This window comes from Bradyrhizobium viridifuturi (assembly GCF_001238275.1).
Classification (GTDB): Bacteria; Pseudomonadota; Alphaproteobacteria; order Rhizobiales; family Xanthobacteraceae; genus Bradyrhizobium; species Bradyrhizobium viridifuturi.
On record NZ_LGTB01000023.1, the window covers coordinates 88726 to 113499 of the forward strand.

20 protein-coding genes and 2 pseudogenes are annotated in these 24774 nt (G+C 65.0%); 9 read left to right on the plus strand and 13 right to left on the minus strand.

Annotated features, from left to right (window positions below; all coding sequences use genetic code 11):
* Positions 1-24: 24 nt before the first annotated feature.
* Together ALC15_RS21500 and ALC15_RS21505 are read right to left on the minus strand one after the other, a co-directional pair.
* Entirely contained in the window at positions 25-1629 is a 1605-nt protein-coding gene (locus tag ALC15_RS21500; RefSeq protein ID WP_050628979.1) for a sensor histidine kinase, read from the minus strand.
* A 231-nt stretch (positions 1630-1860) separates the two neighbouring features.
* A complete protein-coding gene (locus ALC15_RS21505; protein WP_283806283.1) occupies positions 1861-2763 on the minus strand; it encodes an NAD(P)-dependent oxidoreductase in 903 nt (300 codons plus the stop codon).
* A 172-nt stretch (positions 2764-2935) separates the two neighbouring features.
* Here ALC15_RS21505 and ALC15_RS21510 point away from each other — a divergent pair, with 172 nt between their 5' ends.
* The 6 genes and pseudogenes from ALC15_RS21510 (at position 2936) to ALC15_RS21535 (ending at position 8145) form a co-directional block, all read left to right on the plus strand.
* Positions 2936-3373, plus strand: a complete 438-nt coding sequence (locus tag ALC15_RS21510) for a VOC family protein (protein ID WP_050628981.1) — start codon at positions 2936-2938, stop codon at positions 3371-3373.
* Positions 3374-3430: 57 nt separating this feature from the next.
* A pseudogene (locus ALC15_RS21515) lies at positions 3431-4563 on the plus strand (Mrp/NBP35 family ATP-binding protein).
* Positions 4564-4717: 154 nt separating this feature from the next.
* Positions 4718-4993: a hypothetical protein gene (locus tag ALC15_RS21520; RefSeq protein ID WP_244486195.1), complete on the plus strand. Its 276-nt coding sequence runs from the start codon at positions 4718-4720 to the stop codon at positions 4991-4993.
* A gap of 298 nt (positions 4994-5291) precedes the next feature.
* Entirely contained in the window at positions 5292-6380 is a 1089-nt protein-coding gene (locus ALC15_RS21525; protein WP_021082298.1) for a TRAP transporter substrate-binding protein, read from the plus strand.
* Positions 6381-6625: 245 nt separating this feature from the next.
* Positions 6626-7713 (plus strand): annotated as a pseudogene (locus ALC15_RS21530) (TRAP transporter substrate-binding protein).
* Between the two features lie 159 nt (positions 7714-7872).
* Positions 7873-8145, plus strand: coding sequence for a hypothetical protein (locus tag ALC15_RS21535; protein ID WP_050628982.1), 273 nt, complete (start codon positions 7873-7875; stop codon positions 8143-8145).
* A 20-nt stretch (positions 8146-8165) separates the two neighbouring features.
* Here the strand turns inward: ALC15_RS21535 and ALC15_RS21540 are convergent, their stop codons facing one another.
* The 5 genes from ALC15_RS21540 to ALC15_RS21555 form a co-directional block, all read right to left on the minus strand.
* Positions 8166-8498: a hypothetical protein gene (locus tag ALC15_RS21540; RefSeq protein WP_050628983.1), complete on the minus strand. Its 333-nt coding sequence runs from the start codon at positions 8496-8498 to the stop codon at positions 8166-8168.
* 63 nt (positions 8499-8561) lie between these two features.
* Positions 8562-8759 (minus strand): hypothetical protein, encoded by a 198-nt coding sequence (locus ALC15_RS43415; protein ID WP_128089551.1) that lies wholly within the window; start codon positions 8757-8759, stop codon positions 8562-8564.
* A 39-nt stretch (positions 8760-8798) separates the two neighbouring features.
* Positions 8799-10394, minus strand: a complete 1596-nt coding sequence (locus ALC15_RS21545; RefSeq protein WP_050628984.1) for an efflux transporter outer membrane subunit — start codon at positions 10392-10394, stop codon at positions 8799-8801.
* The gene (locus ALC15_RS21550) at positions 10394-13651 is read right to left on the minus strand and encodes an efflux RND transporter permease subunit (RefSeq protein WP_050628985.1); all 3258 of its coding nucleotides are present in this window, start codon (positions 13649-13651) and stop codon (positions 10394-10396) included. Before ALC15_RS21550 ends, ALC15_RS21545 begins: the two co-directional genes overlap by 1 nt.
* 44 nt (positions 13652-13695) lie before the next feature.
* Complete coding sequence (locus ALC15_RS21555) at positions 13696-14883, minus strand: efflux RND transporter periplasmic adaptor subunit (RefSeq protein WP_244486196.1); 1188 nt, start codon at positions 14881-14883, stop codon at positions 13696-13698.
* A 403-nt stretch (positions 14884-15286) separates the two neighbouring features.
* On the opposite strand from ALC15_RS21555, the gene ALC15_RS21560 reads away from it, so the two are divergent.
* Positions 15287-15961 (plus strand): response regulator transcription factor, encoded by a 675-nt coding sequence (locus ALC15_RS21560; RefSeq protein WP_050628986.1) that lies wholly within the window; start codon positions 15287-15289, stop codon positions 15959-15961.
* 5 nt (positions 15962-15966) lie between these two features.
* The gene (locus ALC15_RS21565; protein WP_050629019.1) at positions 15967-17301 is read left to right on the plus strand and encodes a sensor histidine kinase; all 1335 of its coding nucleotides are present in this window, start codon (positions 15967-15969) and stop codon (positions 17299-17301) included.
* Positions 17302-17345: 44 nt separating this feature from the next.
* Here the strand turns inward: ALC15_RS21565 and ALC15_RS21570 are convergent, their stop codons facing one another.
* The 6 genes from ALC15_RS21570 to ALC15_RS21595 form a co-directional block, all read right to left on the minus strand.
* Positions 17346-18635 carry a M20/M25/M40 family metallo-hydrolase gene (locus ALC15_RS21570; RefSeq protein WP_050628987.1) on the minus strand — a complete coding sequence of 430 codons (1290 nt, stop codon included), beginning with the start codon at positions 18633-18635 and terminating at the stop codon, positions 17346-17348.
* A 123-nt stretch (positions 18636-18758) separates the two neighbouring features.
* Positions 18759-20363 carry a TRAP transporter large permease gene (locus tag ALC15_RS21575; protein ID WP_050628988.1) on the minus strand — a complete coding sequence of 535 codons (1605 nt, stop codon included), beginning with the start codon at positions 20361-20363 and terminating at the stop codon, positions 18759-18761.
* Positions 20360-20899, minus strand: coding sequence for a TRAP transporter small permease subunit (locus ALC15_RS21580; RefSeq protein ID WP_050421808.1), 540 nt, complete (start codon positions 20897-20899; stop codon positions 20360-20362). Before ALC15_RS21580 ends, ALC15_RS21575 begins: the two co-directional genes overlap by 4 nt.
* A gap of 342 nt (positions 20900-21241) precedes the next feature.
* Entirely contained in the window at positions 21242-22276 is a 1035-nt protein-coding gene (gene moaA / locus ALC15_RS21585) for a GTP 3',8-cyclase MoaA (RefSeq protein WP_050628989.1), read from the minus strand.
* A gap of 244 nt (positions 22277-22520) precedes the next feature.
* Positions 22521-23009, minus strand: coding sequence for a hypothetical protein (locus ALC15_RS21590; RefSeq protein ID WP_050629020.1), 489 nt, complete (start codon positions 23007-23009; stop codon positions 22521-22523).
* Positions 23010-23169: 160 nt separating this feature from the next.
* Positions 23170-23850, minus strand: coding sequence for an HAD hydrolase-like protein (locus ALC15_RS21595; protein WP_050628990.1), 681 nt, complete (start codon positions 23848-23850; stop codon positions 23170-23172).
* A 73-nt stretch (positions 23851-23923) separates the two neighbouring features.
* Here ALC15_RS21595 and ALC15_RS21600 point away from each other — a divergent pair, with 73 nt between their 5' ends.
* Complete coding sequence (locus ALC15_RS21600; RefSeq protein WP_244486197.1) at positions 23924-24772, plus strand: SDR family NAD(P)-dependent oxidoreductase; 849 nt, start codon at positions 23924-23926, stop codon at positions 24770-24772.
* Positions 24773-24774 lie beyond the last annotated feature (2 nt).

Here is a 24774-nt window from a genome sequence, read left to right on the forward strand (position 1 = left end):
CGTCACGTTTGTCCGCGACATGCTCTACAATCCGGTGCCGGCACTCATGATCGACTTGCGGCGCACACGCTTCCGATCGGCGCCCATCGTGGGCTCGGCGGGCTCCGGCTGCATCGGCGGCGATTCTTCCGCCATCGGCGCCAGCGCGCTCATCACCCGCTCCGGCGGCAGGGTCACGATCACCTCGGTACCGATGCGCAGCTTCGATTTCAGCGTGAAGGTGCCGCCATGCATGTCGATCAGGCTCTTCGCGATCGGCAGTCCAAGGCCGGCACCCTGTTCGGCCGACTTGATCGAGTTGGAGCCCTGGCCGAACGAGGCCAGCACGACCGGGATCTCGTCCTCGGCGATGCCGCTGCCGGTGTCCTTGACACTCAGATATTGCCCGCCCGACGCGGTCCAGCCGACCTTCAGCCAGATCTCGCCGCCCTGCGGCGTGAACTTGATCGAGTTGGAGAGCAGATTGAGCACGACCTGGCGGATGGCGCGCTCGTCGCCCCAAATCCGGGGCATGCCGTGCTCGAACACCTCGTGGATGGTGATGCCGCGGCTGGAGGCGCGCAGCTTCAGCAAATGGTGGCAGTCGGCGACGACATGCACCAGCGCCACGGCCTCTTCGTTCAGCTCGTAGCGGCCGGCCTCGATGCGCGACAGGTCGAGGATCTCGTTGATGAGGTTGAGCAGGTGCACGCCGGAATTATGGATGTCGGCGGAGTATTCCTTGTACACGGGCACCGCATGCGCGCCGAAGATCTCGCTCTTCATCACCTCGGAGAAGCCGAGGATGGCGTTGAGCGGTGTGCGCAGTTCGTGGCTCATCTGGGCCAGGAAGCGCGATTTGGCGACGTTGGCGGATTCGGCGCGGTGCCGCGCTTCGTCGGAGATCGCCTTGGCCTGCTCCAGCTCGCCGATCAGCGCGTCTTTCTCGGCGCGGGCTTCCAGCGTCGCCAGCGTGGTCGAATGCAGGCGGTGCGCCAGCAGCGCGAAATAGCCCTCGGCGGCGAGCGCCAGCAGCGCCAGCACGTAATTGTCGAACGCGCCGTTGAGCACGAGGTCGAGCGCGATCCCGACCGTCACCGGAACGGTGGCCGCGAGCGCTGCGATCGGTAGGCTCGCCGCCAGCATGCTGGAGACCGCGATCACCAGCAGCATCAGGAACATCATCAGCGTGTTGGACGCGAGATCGCGCCCGGCGGGGTGGATCAGGATCGCCGTCCAGCACAGGCCGTAGAGCAGGTCGAGCAGCACGAAGCGGGTCCGCCACTTGCGGGTCACCGCGACCGAGGTCGGCTCGGCGAGGAAGTGCGAGCAGCTGCGGATGATCAGGAGATGGACGCAGAGGATGCCGACCGTCCAGGCACCTGCCACGAACGGCTTCATCCAGAGGCCGAACAGCACGCCGGTTGCCACCACGAGCAGCATCACGACGTAGGACGCCGAGATCCGGGTCTGGGCGTATTGGCGGAGCAGTTCGGCGTCGAACGCCGGGCGGGTTCCACTGGTTGACGTTAACCGATCCCGCGCCTCGCGCACCCGCTGCGCAGCGACGCGCCGGCTGTTCACCGGCGCTGCCACCTGAGGTCCTGCCGGAAGCGCTACAACTTCAGGCTTTTCTGCGGGATTACTCATAAACAACACAAATCCTGCCAGCGAACCGCGCGGGCCTTTTGCATTGTCTATCTGTGACGCCAAATCATTAAGCGATGACTTAAGAAGCTAAAGAAACTCGTTAACCGGAGGTTAAATTAACTTTTGGCGGCGCGGCCGGCGAACCGCCGATAGCGTTGTGCAATGGCTGTTCATCGCCTGCAAAAAGGGCGCGGCTGAGCCGCGCCCGTACTGTTCGCTCCGTGCCCGATCTCAGCGCTGCAGGCGCGCCAGCAGGCTCGACGTATCCCAGCGCTTGCCGCCCATCTTCTCGACCTCGGCGTAGAACTGGTCGACCAGTGCGGTAGCGGGCAGGGTGGCGCCGTTGCGGCGCGCTTCCGCCAGTGCGATCGAGAGGTCCTTGCGCATCCACTCGACGGCGAAGCCGAAATCGTACTTGCCTTCGTTCATGGTCTTGTAGCGGTTTTCCATCTGCCAGGACTGCGCGGCGCCCTTGGAGATGGTCTCGATCACGGCGGCGACGTCGAGCCCGCTCTTCTTGGCGAAGTGGATGCCCTCCGACAGGCCCTGCACGAGGCCTGCGATGCAGATCTGGTTGACCATCTTGGTGAGCTGGCCGGCGCCTGCCGGTCCGAGCAGCTTGCACATCCGCGCATAGGCGCCGGTGATGATCGGCTCGGCGCCCGCATAGGCGTCTTCGGCGCCGCCGCACATCACCGTCAGCACGCCGTTCTCGGCGCCGGCCTGGCCGCCCGACACCGGCGCGTCGACGAACTTGAAGCCGGCCTTGCTGGCGGCGGCATCGAGCTCGCGGGCGACCTCGGCGGAAGCGGTGGTGTGATCGACGAAGGTCGCGCCCTTCCTGATCCCGGCAAAGGCGCCGTCGGGGCCGATCGTGACCGAGCGCAGGTCATTGTCGTTGCCGACGCAGCACATCACGAAGTCCTGACCTTCGGCGGCGGCCTTCGGGGTCGGCGCGGTCTTGCCGCCGAACTTGTCGGCCCATTCCTTCGCCTTCGCTGCGGTCCGGTTGTAAACGGTGACCTCATGGCCGCCCTTTTTCACGAGATGTCCCGCCATCGGGAAGCCCATTACGCCGAGACCGAGGAAAGCGACTTTAGCCATGTCTGATACCTTGTGATTTGCCGTGGTGATCGCCCCGCAAGACCGCCGGAAATCGTCGCGGCGGGCAGGGCATTCCGTCCATGGAAGGAGCCGCACCATACCCCCTGCGCAGCGGAGGGCAACGGCTTCGTTGGATGGCAGACCCCGGTTTTGTGCTAGGATCGGGCTACCTAAGAACCTCACAAAAAAGGGAGTGTCTCGCATGGGCATGAGCGTCGGTGTGCTCGATCATTTCAATATCCGGACCCGGAATCTCACCGCCACGGTGCGGTTCTACGAGGACATTCTGGGCCTGGAAAAGGGCGCGCGCCCGAACTTCGCGTTCCCCGGTGCGTGGATGTACAGCGAGGGCAAGGCGGTCGTGCATCTGGTCGACATTTCCTCGACCGACGAGGCGCAAAAGCCGGACTCGGGCGTCGTCCACCACGTCGCCTTTGCCAGCCAGGGCTTTGACGGGATGCGGAAGCGGCTTCAGTCCAAGGGCATGGAATTCGACTCGCGCCAGGTTCCCGGCGGCGATCTCTGGCAGATCTTCGTGAACGACCCCAACGGGGTCATGATCGAGCTGAACTACGAGGCCGCCAAGGAAGGCGGCTCGGCAGCCCCCGCCGAGCGGCGGGACGACGTCGGAGCGAGGTAGCCTTTTGCGCCGCAACGCTCTATTGGGTCGTCTCTTGAACTTTTCAGGAGATCCGCGGTGAGCGTGACGCAGCAACAGGTTCTCGATTGCCTTGCCAAGGTGATGTCGCCACGCGGCGTCCCCTTGACCAACGCCAATGTGCTGTCGGCGATCACGGTCACCGACGGCAAGGTTTTCTTCTCGATCAACGTCGATGCCGCGGAAGCCCGCGCCTGGGAGAGCGTGCGTGCGCAGGCCGAGAACGCCGTGCGCGGCATTCCCGGCGTCAGCGTCGCGATGATCGCGCTGACCGCGGAGCGCAAAGCGGGCAGTGGTGCGGCGCCTAGCCCGCGGCCGACCGGTGGCGTCCAGCCGGCGTCCACGCACCGCCATCCGCATCCGCCCGGTGCGCAATCGCCGATGGCGCGCCAGGCCGAGATCCCGGGCATCGCCGCCGTGATCGCGGTGCCTCCGGCAAGGGCGGGGTCGGCAAGTCGACCACGGCGCTCAATCTTGCGCTCGGCCTGCGTGACCTCGGCCTGCGCGTCGGGCTGCTCGACGCCGACATCTATGGCCCGTCGGTGCCGCGGCTGACCGGCATCCGCGAAAAGCCGCAGCTCAACGACGACAAGAAGATGGTCCCGCTGGTGCGCTTCGGCCTGTCGATCATGTCGATCGGCTTCCTGGTCGAGGAGGACACGGCGATGATCTGGCGCGGACCGATGGTGATGTCCGCGATCACCCAGATGCTGCGCGACGTCGCCTGGGGCACGCTCGACGTGCTGGTGGTCGACATGCCGCCGGGCACCGGCGATGCCCAGCTCACGCTGGCGCAGAACGTCCCGCTCAAGGGCGCCGTCATCATCTCGACGCCGCAGGACCTCTCGCTGATCGACGCGCGGCGGGGCTTGGCGATGTTCAAGAAGGTCAACGTGCCGGTGCTCGGCATTGTCGAGAACATGAGCTATTTCCAGTGCCCGCACTGCGGCACCCGCTCGGATATCTTCGGCCATGGCGGCGCCCGCCACGAGGCCGAGAAGCTCGGGGTGCCGTTCCTCGGCGAAATCCCCCTGCACATCGCCATCCGCACCGCCTCCGATGCCGGCAATCCGGTGGTCGAGAGCGAACCGGACGGCCCGCACGCCGCGATCTATCGCGCGATCGGCGACAAGGTCCGCGAGCAGCTGCAGGGCGTGATCGCGGCGGCCTGAGCCCGCGCAGTTGTTCTGCGGGCCGCGGCGCGGCGGGGGGCTTTCTTCACAGGCCCGTCGCACCGCGGCGATTGCTGAATCGGTTCCGGCCTGTATGTTTGTGCGGGACTGGCCGAATCATACCACCCTTCGATCCGTTGAAGGTGGCCAGGGGATGAAGCCGAAACTGCGGGAAGGTCGTGGGGCGACCATCGACATGGCAGCATCGCGCGAAGCAGGCAAGGAACGCAAGCATCTGACGCGGGAGAAGCGCGAAGAGGCCTCCCGGATGGCGTTCAACGTTGCCAAGAAATCCGGCTCGATCGGTGAAGCTGCAGCGACGATCGCGAAGATGTATGGCGTCAGCAAGACAACCGCGCAAAGCTGGATCCGGCGCGGGCGGCATTTGGCCGATAAAGCCAAGAAGGCGCGGGAAGCGACGCGGCGCTGATCGCTCCGACCGGCCGCGCGCGGCGATTTACCGCGTGACGGGTGGCAAGGTCCGCGAGCGGCGGCGCGGTGTCATCGTCGCAGCCCGAGCCGCATTTTCCGGCATATTTCCGGCGTCATCAGACTTTCGTTTAATTGCCGCGGTCATGCCATTGTCGCGTTTCCGTGAGGCCGCCTTCCGTGTTAAAGGGCCGACCCAGAGCGCCTCGGCGGGTGTTTGCAAGCGTTCGGCTTGCGAGCCTCCTGCCGGAGAGCTGCTTGCGGTCACTGGGAAACGCCCCTCAAGGAGAAGCCTTACGATGAAGCGTCGTGATTTTTTGAAAGTTTCTGCGGCCGGTGCTGCCGCGACGGCGGTTGCCGCGCCGGCGATCGCGCAGTCCTCGCCTGAAATCAAGTGGCGCCTGACCTCGAGCTTCCCGAAGTCGCTGGACACCATCTATGGCGGCGCCGATCAGGTGGCGAAGTACGTCGCCGAAATGACCGACAACAAGTTCCAGATCCAGGTGTTCGCGGCGGGTGAAATCGTCCCCGGCCTGCAGGCGCTGGACGCGACGTCGAACGGCACGGTCGAGATGTGCCACACCGTGTCTTATTACTATGTCGGCAAGGACCCGACCTTTGCGATCTACGCGTCGGTGCCGTTCGGCCTCAACGCGCGCATGCAGAATTCCTGGTGGTACCAGGGCGGCGGCGAGGCGCTCGGCAACGAGTTCTTCAAGAAGTTCGGCGTGATCGGCTTCCCCTGCGGCAACACCGGCACCCAGATGGGCGGCTGGTTCCGCAAGGAGATCAAGACCGTCGCCGATCTCTCCGGCCTCAAATTCCGCATCGGCGGCATTGCCGGCCAGGTGCTGCAGAAGGTCGGCGTGGTGCCGCAGCAGCTCGCTGGCGGCGACATCTATCCGGCGCTGGAAAAGGGCACCATCGACGCCGCCGAGTGGGTCGGTCCCTATGACGACGAGAAGCTCGGCTTCCAGAAGGTCGCCAAGTACTACTACTACCCGGGCTTCTGGGAGGGCGGCCCGACCGTGCACGCCTATTGCAACCTCGAGAAGTGGAACGCGCTGCCGAAGAACTACCAGGCGATCCTGACCAACGCGACCGCCAACGCCAACAGCTGGATGGCTGCGCGCTACGACATGCAGAACCCCTCGGCGCTGAAGCGGCTGGTCGCCAGCGGCACGCAGCTGCGTCCGTTCACCAACGAGGTGCTCGAGGCCTGCCTCAAGGCGACCAACGAGCTGTGGGGTGAAATCTCGGCCAAGAACGCCGACTTCAAGAAGTCGATCGATGCCATGCAGGCGTATCGTTCCGACCAGTATCTGTGGTGGCAGGTCGCCGAATACACCTTCGACAGCTTCATGATCCGCTCGCGCACCCGCGGCTGAGGCGTTTCGAGCATTCGCGAGAAGAGAACGCGCTAAGAAGCTTCGACTTAAGTAGCCCGGCCTCCGCAAGGGGGCCGGGTTTTTTGCGTCTGGCATTCGCCGAGGGGATGTTCCATGCTCGCCGCCGAAGCCTCGGCACGAAGGCGGCGTGTGATCGGTCAACGGTCATGACGGCAAAGAAAAGTAGCGCGACGATCGCAAGCAGTCGACGCTCGGACAACACAATCATACAGGGCGGGATTCAAATGAAGCGAAGAGATTTCATCAAGGTCACGGGTCTCGGCGTCGCGGGCGCGGCAACAGTCGCAGCTCCCGCGATTGCGCAGTCGATGCCGGAGCTCAAATGGCGCCTGACGACGAGCTGGCCGAAGTCGCTCGACACGCTGCACGGCGGCGCCGAGCTGATGGCCAAGGCCGTCGGTGAGGCCACCGACAACAAGTTCCAGATCCAGACGTTTGCCGCCGGCGAGATCGTGCCGGGCCTGCAGGTGCTCGACGCCGTGCAGAACGGCACCGTCGAGATGGGGCATACCGCGCCCTATTACTATTTCGGCAAGGATCCGACTTTCACCTTCGGCTCCTCGGTGCCGTTCGGGCCTAACATGCGCCTCAACCAGCCTGGTTCATGCTGGGCGGCGGCAAGGAGCTGCTCAACGAGTTCTACAAGGGCTACAACGTCACCTCGCTGCTCGCCGGCAACACCGGCTGTCAGATGGGTGGTTGGTTCCGCAAGGAGATCAACAGCGTCGACGATCTCAAGGGTCTCAAATTCCGTATCGGCGGCTTTGCCGGAAGGGTGATGCAGAAGCTCGGCGCGGTGCCGCAGCAGCTCGCGGGCGGCGACATCTATCCGGCGCTGGAGAAGGGCACCATCGATGCGGCGGAGTGGGTCGGTCCCTACGACGACGAGAAGCTCGGCTTCTACAAGGTCGCGCCGAACTATTACTTCCCCGGCTGGTGGGAAGGCGGCCCGATGCTGGTCGCGATGATCAACCTCGACAAGTGGAACTCGTTACCGAAGCACTATCAGTTCGTGCTGGAGCAGGCCGGCCATCTCGCCAACAACTGGATGATGGCGCGCTACGACCAGGCCAACCCGCTCGCGCTGAAGAAGCTGCTCGCGGTCGGCACCAAGCTGCGCCCGTTCCCGGCTGCGGTGATGGAGGCTTCCTTCAAGGCCGCCAAGGAGCTGCATGCCGAGGTCGCGGCGGGCAATGCCAACTTCAAGAAGGTCTATGACTCGCTGACGTCGTTCTCCAACAACGGCTATCAGTGGTTTCAGGTTGCCGAAGTCGGATATGACAGTTTCATGGCGCGGCATTCTCAGGCCTGACGCCACTCGCGTTCAGTGCAAGCGGAAATCCCGGGGCAGAGCTCCGGGGTTTTTGTTTGAAGCCGGCGAGGGCAGGCTGAATGCCTCTTTGGCTGAATGAATAATTCTTGGGCCCGATTCGTGCTAGCGTCGTCGAGGCAGCATGAATCAGGGCGCCACATGCGTTTCCTCGGGCTTTTCCTTCGGACGCTGTTTCTGATCGTTGTGGTGGTCATCACTGCACGGGTTGCAAGCCCGCAAAACGAAACCATCTGGTCGGCCTACGATACGCCGTCCGATTTGTTTCGCATCATCCTGGGCGCCGCGGTCTGCCTGTTCGTCGGCGTTCAGATATTCAGATATTCGAGAGATCCGGCTGATATGCGCAAGTGGGTCGTCATCGGTGGCGCCGCGCTTCCGCTGGCGCTGCTCTGCGCGGTCGTCATCTGGTAGGCGCCCGCGCGTCGCGTCGCTCAGAATGGAAACGGCAAGGCGCGCACGGGCGTGCGGCTCTCGAAGCTCAATCCGGTCGCCGGCCCGGTGCGGTAATGGCCGTTATAGTGCCCGCCACCTGGACAGTAGTTCGGATCCAGGCGCGTCTGATCGGCGGTTGCGCGGCGATCCCTGCGCTGCTGATAACGGGTCTGCCAGCAGCGGCAGTCCTGGTCGCAGGCGAGCCGCACCCGGACGGCGGCCACCGGCCGTTGCGACGACAGCCTCGCGACGTGAACGGGCGCCGCGCAGGCGTCCGATGCCGTCACGGCGATGGCCGTGGCGATAAGAAGCAGACGCGCTGTGTTTTTCATTTTTGTCTCATCGAGCCGATCAGCGTGGATACCGGGAGCCAATTCAATTGTGCCGGCGTGCCGCTATTTCTTCGGCAATCGCTTGGGCGATGATGGCGGCGGCGGAGCATTACCCTGCGGAGCCCGCACCACCGGGTTGTTCTGGACGGTAGGGCCGCCGAGATTGCTCGGCTTTTTCGGCCCGCCGACCGCGCTCTGTGCGGCCGCGGATCCCGCCGATATCGCGAGCAGGATTGCTGCCAAAGTGGCGATGTTTTTCATTCGCCGATTTCTCCGGTTCGTGCCCCGCGTGCCGCCAGGTCAGCGCGCGGGAGGTCCGTTTTCGCTGACCCGCTGCGCCGTCGGGGCGGGTGCGTCCTCCAGCACGCATTTGCGCCAGTCGTCGGACGCGCAGTTGGCCGGCCAAGCGCCGCCGAGCGCCATGAACAGGGCGGCGCTGTCCGAAAGGCGCGTCGCCTGGGCCTGAACGCGGACGACCGCAGCCGTCAGATAGACCTGCTGGGCATTGAGCACGACCACCTGGCTGACCTGCCCGAGGGCAAGCTGCTTCTGAATGATGTCGAGGCTGGCCCTGGCGGCAAGTTCGGCCTTGACCGCAGCCTGCAAGGCGCGCGCGTCGGCCTGCAGGCTTCGCAAGGCATCGGCGACGTTCTGCATCGCCGCGACCACAGCCTGTCGATAGAGCGCGTCCGCCTGGTCGACCGCGGCCTCCGCGGCCTTCTGCTTGTGGTACAGCGTCAGGCCATCGAAGATTGGCTGGGTCGCGCTCGCCGCGATGGCGTAGAAGCTGGTTCCCGGCGTGAACAACTCGGCCAGGGTGAAGGCGGCCGCCCCGGTATTTCCGGTGATCGTGATGTTGGGCAGCCGCGCAGCGATCGCCACACCGATCTGGGCGTTCGCCGAATGCAGCAGCGCCTCCGCGGCCCTGACGTCCGGTCGCTGGCGGATCATCTTGCTCGGCAGGCTCACCGGCAGGTTGGCGGGCAGCGCCAGGCGGTCGAGCGTGAACTTTTGCAGGATCTCGTCGGCCGAGAATTGCCCGGCCAACGACGTCAGCAGGTCGCGCTGAACCGCGAGCTGCTTTTCCAGCGGCGGTAGCAGCTGCTCGGACTGGGCCAGCGCAGCCTCCTGCGCCAGCACGTCGACCTGGGCGGCGCCGCCCGCGTTGAACTGGTTCTTCACGATCTCCAGGATGCCGCGTTCGATCTTCACGACGCGCTGGATCGCTGCAATCTGGCCGCGAAGCGACGCTTCCTGGATCGCGGCGGTGACGACGTTGGCGGTCAGCGTGAGGTAGGCCGCTTCCAGCTGGAACAGCTGCTGCTCGGAGATCGCGTCGAGACTCTCGACCGCGCGAACATTCTGGCCCCAGATGTCAGGCACGAAGCTGACGTTCAATTGCGCGGTGTGCAGCGAGAACACCGAAGGGGACTGGCCGCCCGGTCCCGATCCCGACGCGCCGGAAATCTGTTGCTGGGACGGCGTGTAGTTCGCGCCGATCTGCGGGAAGAACAGCCCGCGCTGGGCCAGCGCGTTGTATTGCGCGATCCTGATCGCAGCCTCCGCCGACTGCAGGGAAGGGTTGTGCTCGACCGACATCTTGATCAACTCGTCGAGCGGCTTCGACCGGAATGCCGTCCACCAGCGCAGCGACACGTCCTCGCCGTTGACGAAATGCTGCTTCGGCACGCTGGGGCCACCGGCACTCATGCTGGGGGAGGAGAGCTGCTCCGGCGTGTAGCGATCGACGTCCGGAGCCGCGGGCGGCACGAAATTCGGGCCGACGGCGCAGCTTGCCAGCAACAGGGCGGCGGTCCCGGCGCCAAGCGCCGGGCGCAGCGCGCGCCTCCCGCACGGTGCGATTGCGGCAACGATCCTTGTGACGGTCCTGGACATCAGCCGCCCCCTTCATGCGCCGCTGCGGGCGGTGCTTCGGCCGCGCTGTCCTCGCTCGCAACTTCCGTTGCCCGCGACAGGAATATCTTGCGCAAGGCGGGCGCCACCACGAGCAGCAGCAGCGGTCCGATGAACATGCCGCCGACCACCACGGTGGCGAGCGGCCGCTGAACCTGGCTGCCGATGCCGTGCGACAGCGCGGCGGGGAACAGGCCGACGCCTGCCGACAGCGCGGTCATCAGCATCGGGCGCATGCGCTGCTCGGCGCCGTTGAACACGGCCTCCGCGATATCCATGCCGAAGGCCCGCAATTCGCGGAAATAGGTGATGTTGAGGATGCCGTCCATGACCGCGACGCCGAACAGCGAGATGAAGCCGATCGCGGCCGAGATCGAGAAATCGAGCCCGGCGAGGAACAGCGCGATCAGGCCGCCGCCGACCGCGAAGGGAATGCCGGCCAGCGCCAGCAGGCTGTCGCGCAGCGAGTTGAACAGGCTGTAGAGCAGCACGAAGATCAGCAGCAGCGTCACCGGCACGACGATCATCAGGCGCGCCTTGGCGGCTTCGAGATTGTCGAACTCGCCGGACCAGATCATCCGGTAGCCGGCCGGAAGCTGCACGGCTTCGGCGACGCGCGTCTGCGCCTCCGCCACCGTGCTGCCGAGATCGCGGCCGCGCACGCTGAACTTGATCGGGATGTAGCGCTGGCTGCGCTCGCGATAGATGAACGACGCGCCGGTATCGAGCGAGATGTCGGCGAGCTCGCTGAGGGGGATGTAGGCGTTGGTGCCGGACGGCGTCTGGTAGGCGACCTTGATCTCGCGCACCTCGTCGATGCTCTGGCGGAACTTGGGATCGAGCCGCACCACCACGCCGAACTGCCGGTCGCCCTCGAGCACCGTTGTCGCGCTGCTGCCGCCGAGCGCGGCCTGGACCACGGTCGTGACGTCGCCGGTGTTGAGGCCGTAGCGCGCGGTCTTCTCGCGATTGACCTTGATGTTGAGGTTGGGCTGCCCGACCAGGTGGAAGATGCCGAGATCGGCGAGGCCGCGCACCTTGGCCATCTCCTGCGCGACCTTGGTCGCGAGCTGTTCGAGCACGGCGAGGTTCGGACCGATGACCTTGACCGAGTTCGCGCCCTTGACGCCCGACAGCGCCTCCTCGACGTTGTCCTGGATGTATTGCGAGAAGTTGAAGGTGACGCCCGGCAGTTCCTCGTCGAACTCCTTCTGCAATTCCTCAGTGAGCTTTTCCTTAGTCAGGCCGGGCGGCCACTGGTCGAACGGCTTGATCGGCGCGAATAGCTCGACATTCGAAAACGGCGAGGCGTCGCTACCATTGTCGGGACGGCCGTGCTGCGACACCACCGTGACGATCTCGGGGTGCCGCAACAGGATCTCGCGCATCTTGCGGGTCGGTTCGGTGCCGGCGTCGAGCGACATGGTCGATGGCATCGAGGCGCGGATCCAGAAATTGCCTTCCTCGAGCGCAGGCAGGAATTCACTGCCGAGCTGGCTTGCGGCGAGGCCGCTGAGCCCGAGGAAAACGATGCCGGCCGCGACCGCGATCCGCAGATGCGTCAGCGACCAGCGCAGCACCGGCGTGTAGGCCTTGCGCAGCGAGCGCACGATGATGGTCTCGGTTTCCTCGATGTGCCTCGGCAGCAGCAGCGATGCCAGCACTGGCGTCACCGTGAAGGTCGCCAGCAGCGCACCTGCGAGCGCGTAGCCGTAGGTTCGCGCCATCGGTCCGAAGATCTGGCCTTCGACGCCCTGCATGGTGAACAGCGGCACGAACGCGGTCACCGTGATAGCCGCCGTGAAAAACACCGCCTTGTCGACCTGCAATGCGCTGACGAAGATCATCCGCAGCCGCTCGGTCCAGCCCGGCGCGGGCTGGCCGTTGCGCGTGGTCGGATCGCCTCCCCAATAGCCCTCGGCGAGGTTTTGCAGCACGCGCAGCCGGTTCTCCGGGCTGGACTGGAAGTTGCGGAAGATGTTCTCCATCATGATGACGGCGGAATCGACGATGATGCCGAAGTCGACGGCGCCGAGCGACAAGAGGTTGGCGTCCTCGCCCTGCAGCACCAGGATGATGATCGCGAAGAACAGCGCGAACGGGATGTTGGCGCTGACGATCAGCGCGCTGCGCAGGTCGCCCAGGAACACCCACTGGATCACGAACACCAGCAGGCAGCCGAACATCAGGTTGTGCAGCACGGTGTGGGTCGTGACGCTGACCAGCGAGGTGCGATCGTAATACGGCACCACCTTGACGCCGGGCGGCAGGGTGCCGTCGCTGTTGATCTTGGCGACCTCCTCCTCGACCTTCGGCACGATGTCGTTGGTATGCTGCGTGCGGCCCATGACGACGATCGCCGCGGCGACGTCGTCGTTCTTGTCCTTTCCTGCGATGCCGAGCCGCGGCACAAAGCCGACCGAAACCTTGGCGACGTCCTTGATCTGGATCGGCAGCCCGTTGGATTGCGTCAGGACGACGTTCTCGATGTCCTGGACCCTGTAGCCCTTGGTGATGTCGTCGTCGCCGCCGGAGTTGATCAGGCCGATGCCGCGAATGTTGACGGATTGCTGGCCGATCGCGATCTCGCGGCCGCCGACGTTGATGTTGGCGTTGCCGAGCGCGCTGATCAGCTGCGGCACGGTGATGTTATAGGCCTCGAGCTTTGCAAGGTCGGCGTCGACGTTGAACTGCTTGGTGGTGCCGCCCCAGGAGTTGATCTGCACGACGCCCGGTATCGTCGTCAGCCGGCGGGCGACGACGTAATCCTGCAAGGTCCTGAGGTTGGTCAGGCCGAAATTCGGCGGACCGACGATCTGGTAGCGGTAGATCTCGCCAACGAGGCTGGACTGCTGGATCTGCGGGATCTGATTGCCGGGAAGCTGGACGTTCTGCGTGAGATTGTTGGTGGCCTGCGAGAGCGCGAAATAATAGTCGACGCCGTATCTGAAGGTCACCCGCACGAACGACAGGCCGTAGAACGAGGTCGAGCGGATGTTGACGACACCCGGCGTCGAGTACAGCCCGATCTCCATCGGGATCGTATAGTACTTCTCCATCTCCTCGGCGGAGAGGCCGGCGGCCTGCGCCGTGATCTCGAGGATGACGGGCGCCGGGTTCGGATAGGCCTCGATGTTCAGCTTGCTGAACGCTGCGATGCCCGCGGCGCAGAACACGGCAAGGCCGAGCACGATGACGGCGCTTCGGGTCAGACCGAATTGGAGGAGGCTCTTGATCAAGGTGCACTTACTCTTGAGCGGACCAGGGCGCGGCTGGCACGGGCCTAGCCGGTGGCCGCGTTGGCGAACTTGTTGCTGAGGAAGATCGCGCCGGTGGAGGCGATCTTCTCGCCGGCTTGCAGGCCGCTGAGGATCTGCCGCCAGCCGTCCTGCTCCATGCCGATCGTCACCGAGCGGCGGTCGAACTTGCGGCCGTCGGTCGTGACCCACACCGTCATCGTGCCGTCGCCCTCACGCACGATGGCGTCCAGCGGAACACTCACCGACAGTTTCGGCGGCTCGGTTTCGATGGTGAAGCTCGCCAGCATGCCGGCGCGCAGCTTGTGCTGGGGATCGTCGATCACCGAACGCACAAGCTGGCGGTGCGAGTTCGGATCGATGTTGAGACCAAGCGTCGTCACCCGGCCGCGAAACACCTCGTTCGGATAGGCCGGCACCCGCACCTCGACCGGCTGGCCGATCCGGTAGGAGGGAGCATCGGTCTCGATCACATTGGCGACCATCCACATCGTCGAGATGTCGGCCAGCGAATAGGGTGCCGGTGCATTGCCGGGCTGCACGAAGAGACCCGGCGCGGCGTTGCGGGCAATGATCCGGCCGGAGATCGGGCTCGGCACCACCAGGATGGAATCGACCTTGCGGTCGGCGACGATGCGGTCGATCTCGGCGTCGGTCTTGCCGAAGATGCGCACGGCGTCGCGGCCGGCCTTGTAGTTGCCCTCGGCGGTCTGCTGGTCCGACGTCGCCTGGTCGACGTCCTTCTGCGCGCCGCCGCCGGTCTTCAGCAGCTGCCTGACCCGCGCCAGCGTTCTGGTCTGGAGTTCGAGCACGCCGGCCGAGGCGAGCAGCGAGGATTCGGCCTGCAACAGATCGGGGCTGTCGATCGTGAACAGCCTGTCGCCCTTCGCGACCTCGTCACCGACGTTGAGGGGCGTGTCGACGATCCTGCCGGGATTTGGGGTGAACGCCTGCACCAGCATGTTCTGGTTGAAATCGATCGAGCCGACTGCGTTCTTCAGTGTTCGGAACGAGCGCTGCTCCGCGGCCATGATCTTCATGGAAGCCGCCTGCTTGTCATTCAATGCAACGTATTGCTGCTCGACATTGACGTCCTGCGTCGCAGTCTCCTGCACGGCCTTGGCGTTTACGACACCGTCGGCACGCGTCGTGAGCCACGCGCCGGCGAGAAGCGCCGCCAGCACCGGCATCGCCGCAAAGCCCATAAACTTCATCCGAAATGACATCGCCCGCCTGGCCAGTACTGCATGAGAGCTCCGCGCGGGAGACGAGGTCTTGCCGCGTGGCGGGCCGTCGTCGAGCTCCCGGTGAGAGCGGATGAACAGTTATCAGGGCTTGCTGACGCCAGCCTTACATTTGCCCTTTTCCAGGATGCGCCAGGCGCGCGATTTTGATTGCAGGGAGAGCCGGTTTATCTATTTTGCGTGGGAGTGGGAGCCGCCTCGCATAGCCAAAACATAGCGCCGGACGGCCAATCGAGACGGTGTGCTCAAATGCGTGTCGTTTGCATATCGGACTTGCTCAGCGCGTGATCTGTTGCGGATTTTTCGCTTGGCTGGCGCATCGCAACAAGGTGTGCAAACAGAAGGCCGGTCGAATGAAGACAGGAATGCCGCGATGCGCCTTCTGATCGTCGAGGATAACGTCGAACTCTCGAGATTGCTCGCCAGCGGGCTGCTGGCGGCGGGATATGAGTCCGATATCGTCAACAGCGTCGCCGAGGCGCGCGATGCGCTGCGCAGCGTGAGCTATGCTGCCATGATCCTCGATCTCAGCCTGCCCGACGGTGATGGCCTATCGGTGCTGTCGGAGTTGCGCCGCAAGAACGACCCGCTGCCGGTCCTGGTGCTGACCGCGCGCAACGGGCTGCAGGACCGGGTCAATGGCCTGCGCAGCGGCGCGGACGACTATCTGGCGAAGCCGTTCGCGCTGGAAGAGTTGGTGGCGCGGCTCGAAGCCATCCTGCGCCGACCCGGCCAGCTGCTCGGCTCATCGCTGAAGCTCGCCAATCTCATCTACGACACCGAGAGCAAGCAGGTGTTCGTCGACGGCGCGCCGCACGTGTTTTCCGCGCGTGAGACGTCGGTGCTCGAGATCCTGCTGCGGCGGCAGGGACGGGTGGTGCCGAAGAAGAATGTCGAGGATCATATCTTCGGACTGTCGGGCGAGGTCGCCTCGAATGCCGTCGAGGTCTACGTGTCGCGGCTGCGCAAGCTGCTCAGCGAGCACCGCGCCAAGGTGATCATCCACACCATTCGTGGCGTCGGCTATCTGATGGCGGAGGAGAAGTAGGGGTGGTGTTCCGCTTCACGTCGCTGACCTCGCGGATCGTGTTCCTGCACATCATGGCGGTCGCGGTCGCCGCGATCTTCCTGCCGCTGCTGCTGCTGTGGCTCTTGAACTCGGAGATCAACCAGCTGCATCGCGAGGCGATGCGCGATCAGGCCGCCGATCTCGGCCAGAACCTCACGGTCGATTCCGCCGGCAAGGTGCAGCTCAACCTGCCGGACAGCCTGAGGGGGCTCTATTCCGACGCCTATGGCCGCTACCGCTACGACATCTACGATGCGGACGACAATCTGCTGTTTTCGTCGCATCGCGGGGCGCCGCGACCGCCGGCTGCGGCCGATAGGATTTCCGGCGCCAGCGTCACCCAGCTCGTCGGCGGCGCGACGCTGCGCATCCAGGTCGCCGAGGACCTATCGCATCGCGACGTCATCATCGACGACATCGTCTCCAACTTCTTCCGGCGGGTCGGCTGGATCACCATCCCGATCCTGCTGATCCTGCTTGCGACCGACATCCTGATCTTCCGCCGCGCCGTGATTCCGCTGCTGCGCGCCTCGGAGGAGGCGAGGAGCATCGGGCCGGCGAGGACCGACATCCGTCTCCCGACGGACGGGATTCCGAGCGAGATCCTGCCGCTGGTCACCGCCGTCAACCAGGCCTTCGACCGTCTGGAGGATGGATTTCACGCGCAGCGCCAGTTCACGGCCGATGCCGCGCATCAGCTGCGCACGCCGCTCGCGATCCTGAGGACCCGGATCGAGACGCTGGATGTGAGCAAGGGGACCAGGGAGCTGCATGCCGACATCGAGAGCATGAGCCGTATCGTCAGCCAGCTGCTCGAGATCGCCGAGCTCGATACGCTGGTGCTGGATCCCGGCGAGACCGCGGACCTGCGCGCCGTGTGCGCCGAGGTGGTCGGCTCGATCGCGCCCTATGCACTGGCGCAGCAGAAGGACATCGCGCTGCGCGGCACCGATGGTCCGGTGCGGGTCAAGGGCAATGCCGAGATGCTGCAGCGCGCGATCTTCAACTTGGCGGAGAACGCCATCAAGTACACCGCCGACGCGACCTCGGTCGATGTCGAGGTGCATGAGGACGGTTCGGTGCAGGTGCGCGACTGCGGGCCCGGCATTGCGCCCGCCGAGCAGGGCCTGGTGTTCCAGCGCTTCTGGCGCGGCGATCGGCAGCGCCACCGCACCGATGGTGCAGGGCTCGGCCTCTCGATCGTCCGCGGCGTCGTCGACGATCACGACGCGACGATCAAGGTCGAGAACCTGCCGTCCGGCGGTGCCCAGTTCACGCTGAGCTTCCGCCTCGCCAAAGCGGAAGCGGCGACCGCCTGAGCGGCCCGGTCCGTGGCAACCGGTCGTACTGCGGGACGACCGGTTTACTTCACCTTGCCGCCGGACAGGTCCATGATCATGCGCGTGGCAAGATACAGGCGCGGCACGATGCTGTTGATCTGGACGTATTCGGCATCGTTGGAGTGTGCGCCGAAGCCGGACAGGCCCATGCCTTCGACCACGGCGCCCTTGGTCTTGAGCGCGGCAAAGGCGGCGTCGGTGCCCCCGCCCGTGGCCCTCTCGGCGACGTTTATCGACAAGCCCAGTTCCTGATAGATCGCCTTGCCGTGGCCGGCCACGCTGCGCGAGGCGTCGTTGGCTTCGAGCGGCGGACGGCGGACCTCGAATTTCACGTCGACCTTGGAGTCGGGCAGCAGGCGGTTCTTGATCTTGTCTTGTAGGGCTTTCTCGAGCTCGTCGAAGTCAGACACCTTGAGCGCACGGGCATCGGCCTGTGCAGTGGCTTCGGCGGGGATCACGTTGCGGTTGGTGCCTGATTTGGAAACCGTCCAGTTCAGCTTCAGGCCCTGCTCGGGCTTGGACAGGTCCTTCATCTGCAGCACCTGATGCGACAGTTCGTAGAGTGCATTCACGCCGCCTTCGGGCCTCGCCCCCGCATGCGACGACTTGCCGTGCACCGTGAGATAGGCCGAGCCGATGCCGCTGGTGGCGAGGCGGAGCGTGCCGCTGGCGTCGCTGCCCTCGAACGAGAACACGGCGTCCTGCTCCGAGGCGACGCGGGTGATGGTTGAGCGCCAGCCGGGCGAGGAGATCTCCTCGTCGCCATTGATGAGCACCGTAAGCGTGCCGTAGTCCTTGAAGTTCATCTTCTGCAGCAGTGCAACGGTGTGGATGATGGTGGCGACGCCCTGCTTGTCGTCGGCGATGCCGAGTCCATAGGCCTTGTCGCCGTCGATGCGGAAGGGTTGGTCCTTCAGCATGCCCTTGAGATAGACCGTGTCCATGTGCGCGATCAGCATGATCTTCGCGCTGCCCGAGCCCTTGAAGACGGCCTGAACGGCCGGGCCGATCTTCTCGGGCGTGTCGTCGAGGCGATAGATGTCGGTGGTTCGCAGGATGTCCACCGTGCCGCCGAGCTGCTTGAGCTGGCCGGCGATGCGTGCGGCGATCTGGTTGAGGCCGTCGATGTCCTTGCTGCCGGATTCGATCTGCACGAGGTCGCGCAGGGTGTCGAGCAGCGGCTGCTGCTCCTGTTGTGCCAGCGAGCGAATGTCGGCTGCCGGCGCTGCCTGCGCCATGGTGGCGGCAAGCGCCAGGCCGAGGGATGCGATCAGCGGGCGAACGAACGAGCGGGTGGGGCGCGATTGGGGCATGGTCGGCAATCTGTGAGTTCGAGGGCGATCCGTGCCTCGTCTATTCACAGGCTGCTTCGCCGCCGTCAACAGCCGCGGCCGGCCTCGCTTCGCGAGGCAGGCCAGCGGGTGACAGGGCGCCGGCTACTGCTTCGGCTGGCCGAAATCGAGCGGCGGCAGCTCGATCTGCGGCACCTCGATCTTGACCTTGTTGAGGTCGACGTCGAGCGGCTTGTCGAGCAGGCCGGTGACGACGACCGGGAATGCGATCACCAGCGCCACCATGATCGCCTGCAACCCGATCCAGGGCATCGCGCCCCAGTAGATGTCGGAGCTCTTCACTTCCTTCGGTGCCACGCCACGCAGATAGAACAGCGCGAAGCCGAACGGCGGATGCAGGAACGAGGTCTGCATGTTGACGCAGAGCATCACGCCGAACCAGATCAGCGCGGCATCCGGGCCGACCACCGGCGCCAGCACCTTCTGGGCGATCGGCGCGATCATTGGCAGGATGATGAAGGCGATCTCGAAGAAGTCGAGGAAGAACGCCAGGAAGAAGATGAAGATGTTGATGAAGATCAGGAAGCCCCAGACACCGCCGGGCAGCGAGGTCAGATGGTGCTCCAGCCAGGTGCCGCCGGACACGCCGAGGAACACCACCGAGAAGCAGGTCGATCCGATCAGGATGAAGGTGACCATGCAAGTGATGCGCATGGTGGTCTCGTAGCCCTGCTTGATCAGGTCGCGCAGATCCGGGATCTTCACGGCCTCGAGGCAGATCCAGACCACCGCGAGATAGGTGATCGCGAAGGCGAGCCTGAAGATCAGGTTCTCGGCGTAGAGCATCGCGACGATGGTGCCGATGCCACCGGCGATCACGCCGACGATGAGCACCTTGCGCCCGTTCGCGCTGAAATCTTTGTGGTGGATCGCAGCGAGCACGATGGCGCCGACCGCGCCCATCGCGCCGGCTTCGGTCGGGGTGGCAAGGCCCATCATCATGGTGCCGAGCACGACGAAGATCAGCACGGCCGAGGGGATGATGCCGAGCAGGCACTTCTTCCACAGCGCCCAGCCGGTCAGCGTGCGGGCCTCGACCGGCACGGCAGGGACGTGGCTCGGCTTGAAGACGCCGAGCAGGAAGGTGTAGCCGGCGAACAGCATGATCTGGAACACCGACGGTCCCCACGCGCCGAGATACATGTCGCCGACCGACTTGCCGAGCTGGTCGGCGAGCACGATCAGGACGAGGGAGGGAGGGACAAGTTGCGTGATAGTGCCGGAGGCGGCGAGCACGCCGGTGATGTAGCGGATGTTGTAGCCGTAGCGGATCATCACCGGCATCGAGATCAGCGCCATCGCGATCACCTGCGCCGCCACCGTACCGGTGATGGCGCCGAGGATGAAGCCGACGATGATCACGGAATAGCCGAGGCCGCCGCGGATCGGGCCGAACAGCTGGCCCATCGAATCCAGCATGTCCTCGGCGAGCCCGCATCTCTCCAATATCGCGCCCATGAAGGTGAAGAAGGGGATCGCGAGCAGCAGCTCGTTGGACAGCACGCTGCCGAAGATGCGGCCCGGGATCGCCTGCAGGAAGTTGAGGTCGAAGAAGCCGAGATAGATCGACAGAAACCCGAACGACAGGCCGACCGCGGCCAGCGTGAACGCCACCGGATAGCCGACCAGCATCGCAATGATCAGGCCGCCGAACATCAGCGGCGGCATCATCTCCAGCGTGATCGTCATTGCGTCGGCCTCTCATACTTCGCGTCGATGGTCACATAGCCCTGCAGCGCGGCGATCCGCTTGATCACCTCTGAGACGCCTTGCAACGCAAGCATCACGAAGCCGGACGGGATAACGAACTTGATAGGCCAGCGCAGCAGGCCGCCGGCATTGCCGCTCATCTCGCCGACCGCATAGGCCTGGTAGAAGAACGGCCAGGACAGATAGGCGAGCAGCAGGCAGGCCGGGATCAGGAAGAACAAGGTGCCGATCATGTCGAGCCAGAGCTGGCCGCGCTCGGACAGCATCAGATAGAGGATCTCGACGCGCACATGCTCGTTGCGCTTGAAGGTGTAGGAGGCGCCGAACATCACGAGGATCGCGAACATGTACCACTGCGCCTCGAGCCAGCCGTTCGAGGAGTAGCTGAACGCATACCGGATCATGGCGTTGCCGGCGCTGACCAGGCAGGCGATCAGCACGAGCAGGTTGCAGACGTAGCCGATCTTCTCATTGAGGCGGTCGATGGCCTGACTTAGTGCCAACATTGGGCGCATCACGATCTCCGCGGTCGCGCGATCTGCGCACCGAATATCTTCTCAAGCATCATCTGGCCGCCGCGCGCATGCGCACGGAGCCACGGCTCACTTTCAGGAGCAGTTGCAAGCGATCGTCCTCCCCCGAAATGCGCTTCCGCCGTTGTTAGCTGCTCTTGGCTGCCGGATCGTCGACAACCGACGGGCAGCGGCCTGTCCGGCCTGGCAAGCGTGAAAGCCGGGGCACCAAATCAGCGCCGCGGAACGCCGTCAATCGGAAAATGGGCAAATTGACGCCGCGGCAAACCGTTGTCCCGCCTTGGTAATCGGGGGACGAAGCAGGCGTCGGGAGAGGGCTTCGGACTAGCCGCCGGTCACGCTCATGTGGCGGCTGACGCTCGGGCGGTTATGGCGGCGGTCGATGATGAAGTCGTGCCCCTTCGGCTTCAGTCCGATGGCCCGGTCGATGGCCGCCGACAGCAGATCATTATCGGGCGAAGCGCGCAGCGGGCGACGCAGGTCGGAGGCGTCCTCGTGACCGAGGCAGGTGTGCAGCGTGCCGGTGCAGGTGATCCGCACCCGGTTGCAGGATTCGCAGAAATTGTGGGTCATCGGCGTGATGAAGCCGAGCTTGCCGCCGGTCTCGGCGATGCGGACATAGCGGGCAGGGCCGCCGGTGTCGTCGGCAAGGTCGGTCAGCGTGTAGTGCTTCTCGAGCCGCGCGCGCAGCAGTGACAGCGGCACGTACTGATCGATGCGGCCCTCGCCGATGTCGCCCATCGGCATCACCTCGATCAACGTCAGCCCCATGCCCTTGCCGTGCGCCCATTCCATCAGCGCGGGAATCTCGTCCTCGTTCATGTTCTTCAGCGCGACCGCATTGATCTTGACCGCGAGCCCGGCCGAGCGCGCCGCCTCGATGCCCGACAGCACCTTGTCGATGTCGCCCCAGCGGGTGATGGCCCGGAATTTTACGGGGTCGAGCGTGTCGAGCGAGACGTTGACGCGGCGCACGCCGCAATCGGCCAGCTCCTGCGCGAAGCGGGCGAGCTGCGAGCCGTTGGTGGTCAGGGTCAATTCGTCGAGCGCGCCGGTCGAAAGGTGGCGCGACAGCGAACGCACCAGGCCCATCACGTTGCGGCGGACCAGCGGCTCGCCGCCGGTGAGGCGGATCTTGCGCACGCCCTTGGCGACGAAGGCGGAGCAGAGCCGGTCGAGTTCCTCCAGCGTCAGGAGATCCGCCTTCGGCAGGAACGTCATGTCTTCCGACATGCAGTAGAAGCAGCGCAGGTCGCAGCGGTCGGTGACGGAGACGCGCAGGTAACGGATCGTCCGGCCGAACGGATCGGTCATCGGACGGAACAGCGTGTCGGGTTGCGCCTGCGTGGATCCGTTCATTCAGCTCAAGCCTTGCAATCTGTCGCTGCGTGCCGAGCCGTGGTCGGCCCGCACGCACAATCTATGCATGTTGGCACAACGTCACAATGCGTTCCAAGGGATGATCCGCAACCTGCAATGCGAATTGCGAAGCGATAGGTGAGGCAGATCGCGCGATGCATGATCGCAATCGCCGATGTGTCTCCACACAATGCAGAAAACCCGGCCTGCGGCCGGGTTCTTGTGCACTGCAATCACGCAATGTCTAGCGCGTTGGCGCTGGCGCGGCAGCCGGCGGCGGCGCCGCAGCCGGGGCAGGGAACGCCGCGTCCGGCGCGGCGGCAGGCGCCCCGGCAGCAGCCGGCTTCGGCTTCTTCCGCTTCGGCCGCGGCTTGTGCGCGCGCGGCGGCGGGCCGGCGGGCTGTAGCTCGGCGAACACCGGGCTCGGATCGAGCGTGGTGGTGGCAGGGCTGCTGAAGTCGCCCGGCGAGCGGGTCACTGTCACCGGCACCGTCGCCGGCTGGAACTTCGGCATATTGAAGGTGACGGTGAAGTTGCTCTCCGGAGCCGGGATCGACACGGAGCAGGGCGTCTTGCACCCCGGCCCGATCGACGTCTCGGCGTCGGCGCCTTGCGGGTTCGAATCCAGCTGCACCTGCATCGGTGGCGGCGCGGACTTGAACGAATCCAATGAGAAGGAGGAGCAGCCGGCCAGGCTCAGCCCGGCGGCCGCAATTACGATGATACGACGCATGATCCACACTCTAATGCGGCAATCAGCCACAATCCCCGGCCCGACCATAGGAGCGTCGGAACAGAGGCGCAACAGGGGGAGGGCTGTTCGTTAAAGGATGGTTAATGGCAAAATCGCATGGCAAAATATTGCCAAGCGATATCAGTGTGTTGTGAGAATTTTATGCGCCGATGAGGCTGGCGATGGCGTCCGGCAGGTCGCGCATATGGCTGATCAACCGATCCGGCTTCAGCTCGGTCATCGGCACGTCAGTGTAGCCGAAATCGACCCCGATCACCGGCACGTTGGCGCGCCGGGCGACCCCGACGTCAGGACCGGCATCGCCGACCATGATGGCGCCCGGCAGCCTACCGCCGGCGCGGACCACCGTCTCGCGCAGGAACGCCGGATCGGGCTTGGCGACGCCGAACGTGTCCTGGCCACAGATCGCAGCAAAGCGCGGCGTCAAACCGAGCCGGTCGAGTAACAGCTTCGACAGCCACTCCAGCTTGTTGGTGCAGACCGCAAACTGGTGGCCCTTCGCCGCGAGCAGGTCGAGCGTGGTCTCCAGCCCCTCGAACGGACGCGAGCCGTCGGCGATGTGTTCGGCGTAGAAGTCGACGAAATCCTTGGTCAGACGATCGAGGTCAGCGAGGCTGACCACGCGTCCGTCCACCTCGAGCCCGCGCTCGAGCAGCTTGCGCGCGCCGGCGCCGATCATGTTGCGCGCCGCCGACAACGGCACCGGCCGCATACCCTCGCGGTCGAGCACGTAATTGAGCGCGCTGATGAGATCAGGCGCGGTGTCGACCAGCGTGCCGTCGAGATCGAATACAATGATGGGAGGAGACGAGGCGGACATCTGTCTTTCGCTATCGGGCAGCGCCGCGCGATGCAAGAGAAGATGCTAGTGTCGCGCAAAAAGGGAGGCTCGGATGCGGGAACTTGCCGGAAAAGCCGCTTTTGTCACCGGCGCGGCCAGCGGAATCGGACTGGCCATGGCAACCGCGTTCGCGCGCGAGGGCATGAAGGTGATGCTCGCCGACATCGAAACCCACGCGCTGGACAAGGCCGTCGACACGCTGCGGGCCGGCGGCGGGGATGTCCGTGGCGTGGTTTGCGACGTCGCCGACCCCGGCAGCGTCGACGGCGCGGCGCAGGCCTCGTTCCTCGCTTTCGGGAAGGTCCATGTCGTCTGCAACAATGCCGGCGTCGCGGGGGGCGGGGGCATCGACCGGATCTCCGTCGACGACTGGCGCTGGGTGATCGACGTCAACCTGATGGGCGTCGTGCATGGCATCCGGAGCTTCCTGCCGCATATCCGCGCGCACGGCGAGGGCGGCCATATCGTCAACACGGCGTCGATGGCCGGCATGAATGCGGGGCTCGGCGTGAGCCCGTATTCGGCGTCCAAATTCGCCGTCGTCAGCCTCTCCGAGGGGCTTTCGGCGCAACTGAAGCCGCTCGGGATCGGCGTCAGCGTGCTCTGCCCGAGCTATGTGCGGACCCGGATCGCGAGAGCGGGCGCAACCGCCCGGAGCAATACGGCCCGCCGCGCCAGCCCGCTCCGGACAGCCCCGCAGCCGCGCTCATCGCCGAGATCGCGCGCCGCCTGGAGACCGGCCTCGACCCGTCGCTGGTTGCGGCCCAGGTGCTGGCCGCGATCCGCGACGACCAGTTCTACATTTTTACCCACCCCGGGATGCGAGCCGAGGTCGAGGACCGTTTTGCGGCGATTTTGGCCGCGATGGACGCCGTTTCGGCCTAAGGACGGGTCCGGATGACG

Coding starts and splice junctions, on each gene's coding strand:
- ALC15_RS21500 (WP_050628979.1), bottom strand. CDS start 1,629: ATGAGTAATCCCGCAGAAAAGCCTGAAGTTGTAGCGCTTCCGGCAGGA.
- ALC15_RS21540 (WP_050628983.1), bottom strand. CDS start 8,498: ATGAAAAACACAGCGCGTCTGCTTCTTATCGCCACGGCCATCGCCGTG.
- ALC15_RS21555 (WP_244486196.1), bottom strand. CDS start 14,883: ATGAAGTTTATGGGCTTTGCGGCGATGCCGGTGCTGGCGGCGCTTCTC.
- ALC15_RS21535 (WP_050628982.1), top strand. CDS start 7,873: ATGCGTTTCCTCGGGCTTTTCCTTCGGACGCTGTTTCTGATCGTTGTG.
- ALC15_RS43415 (WP_128089551.1), bottom strand. CDS start 8,759: ATGAAAAACATCGCCACTTTGGCAGCAATCCTGCTCGCGATATCGGCG.
- ALC15_RS21510 (WP_050628981.1), top strand. CDS start 2,936: ATGGGCATGAGCGTCGGTGTGCTCGATCATTTCAATATCCGGACCCGG.
- ALC15_RS21520 (WP_244486195.1), top strand. CDS start 4,718: ATGAAGCCGAAACTGCGGGAAGGTCGTGGGGCGACCATCGACATGGCA.
- ALC15_RS21560 (WP_050628986.1), top strand. CDS start 15,287: ATGCGCCTTCTGATCGTCGAGGATAACGTCGAACTCTCGAGATTGCTC.
- ALC15_RS21525 (WP_021082298.1), top strand. CDS start 5,292: ATGAAGCGTCGTGATTTTTTGAAAGTTTCTGCGGCCGGTGCTGCCGCG.
- ALC15_RS21590 (WP_050629020.1), bottom strand. CDS start 23,009: ATGCGTCGTATCATCGTAATTGCGGCCGCCGGGCTGAGCCTGGCCGGC.
- ALC15_RS21600 (WP_244486197.1), top strand. CDS start 23,924: ATGCGGGAACTTGCCGGAAAAGCCGCTTTTGTCACCGGCGCGGCCAGC.
- ALC15_RS21580 (WP_050421808.1), bottom strand. CDS start 20,899: ATGCGCCCAATGTTGGCACTAAGTCAGGCCATCGACCGCCTCAATGAG.
- ALC15_RS21545 (WP_050628984.1), bottom strand. CDS start 10,394: ATGTCCAGGACCGTCACAAGGATCGTTGCCGCAATCGCACCGTGCGGG.
- moaA (WP_050628989.1), bottom strand. CDS start 22,276: ATGAACGGATCCACGCAGGCGCAACCCGACACGCTGTTCCGTCCGATG.
- ALC15_RS21570 (WP_050628987.1), bottom strand. CDS start 18,635: ATGCCCCAATCGCGCCCCACCCGCTCGTTCGTTCGCCCGCTGATCGCA.
- ALC15_RS21595 (WP_050628990.1), bottom strand. CDS start 23,850: ATGTCCGCCTCGTCTCCTCCCATCATTGTATTCGATCTCGACGGCACG.
- ALC15_RS21575 (WP_050628988.1), bottom strand. CDS start 20,363: ATGACGATCACGCTGGAGATGATGCCGCCGCTGATGTTCGGCGGCCTG.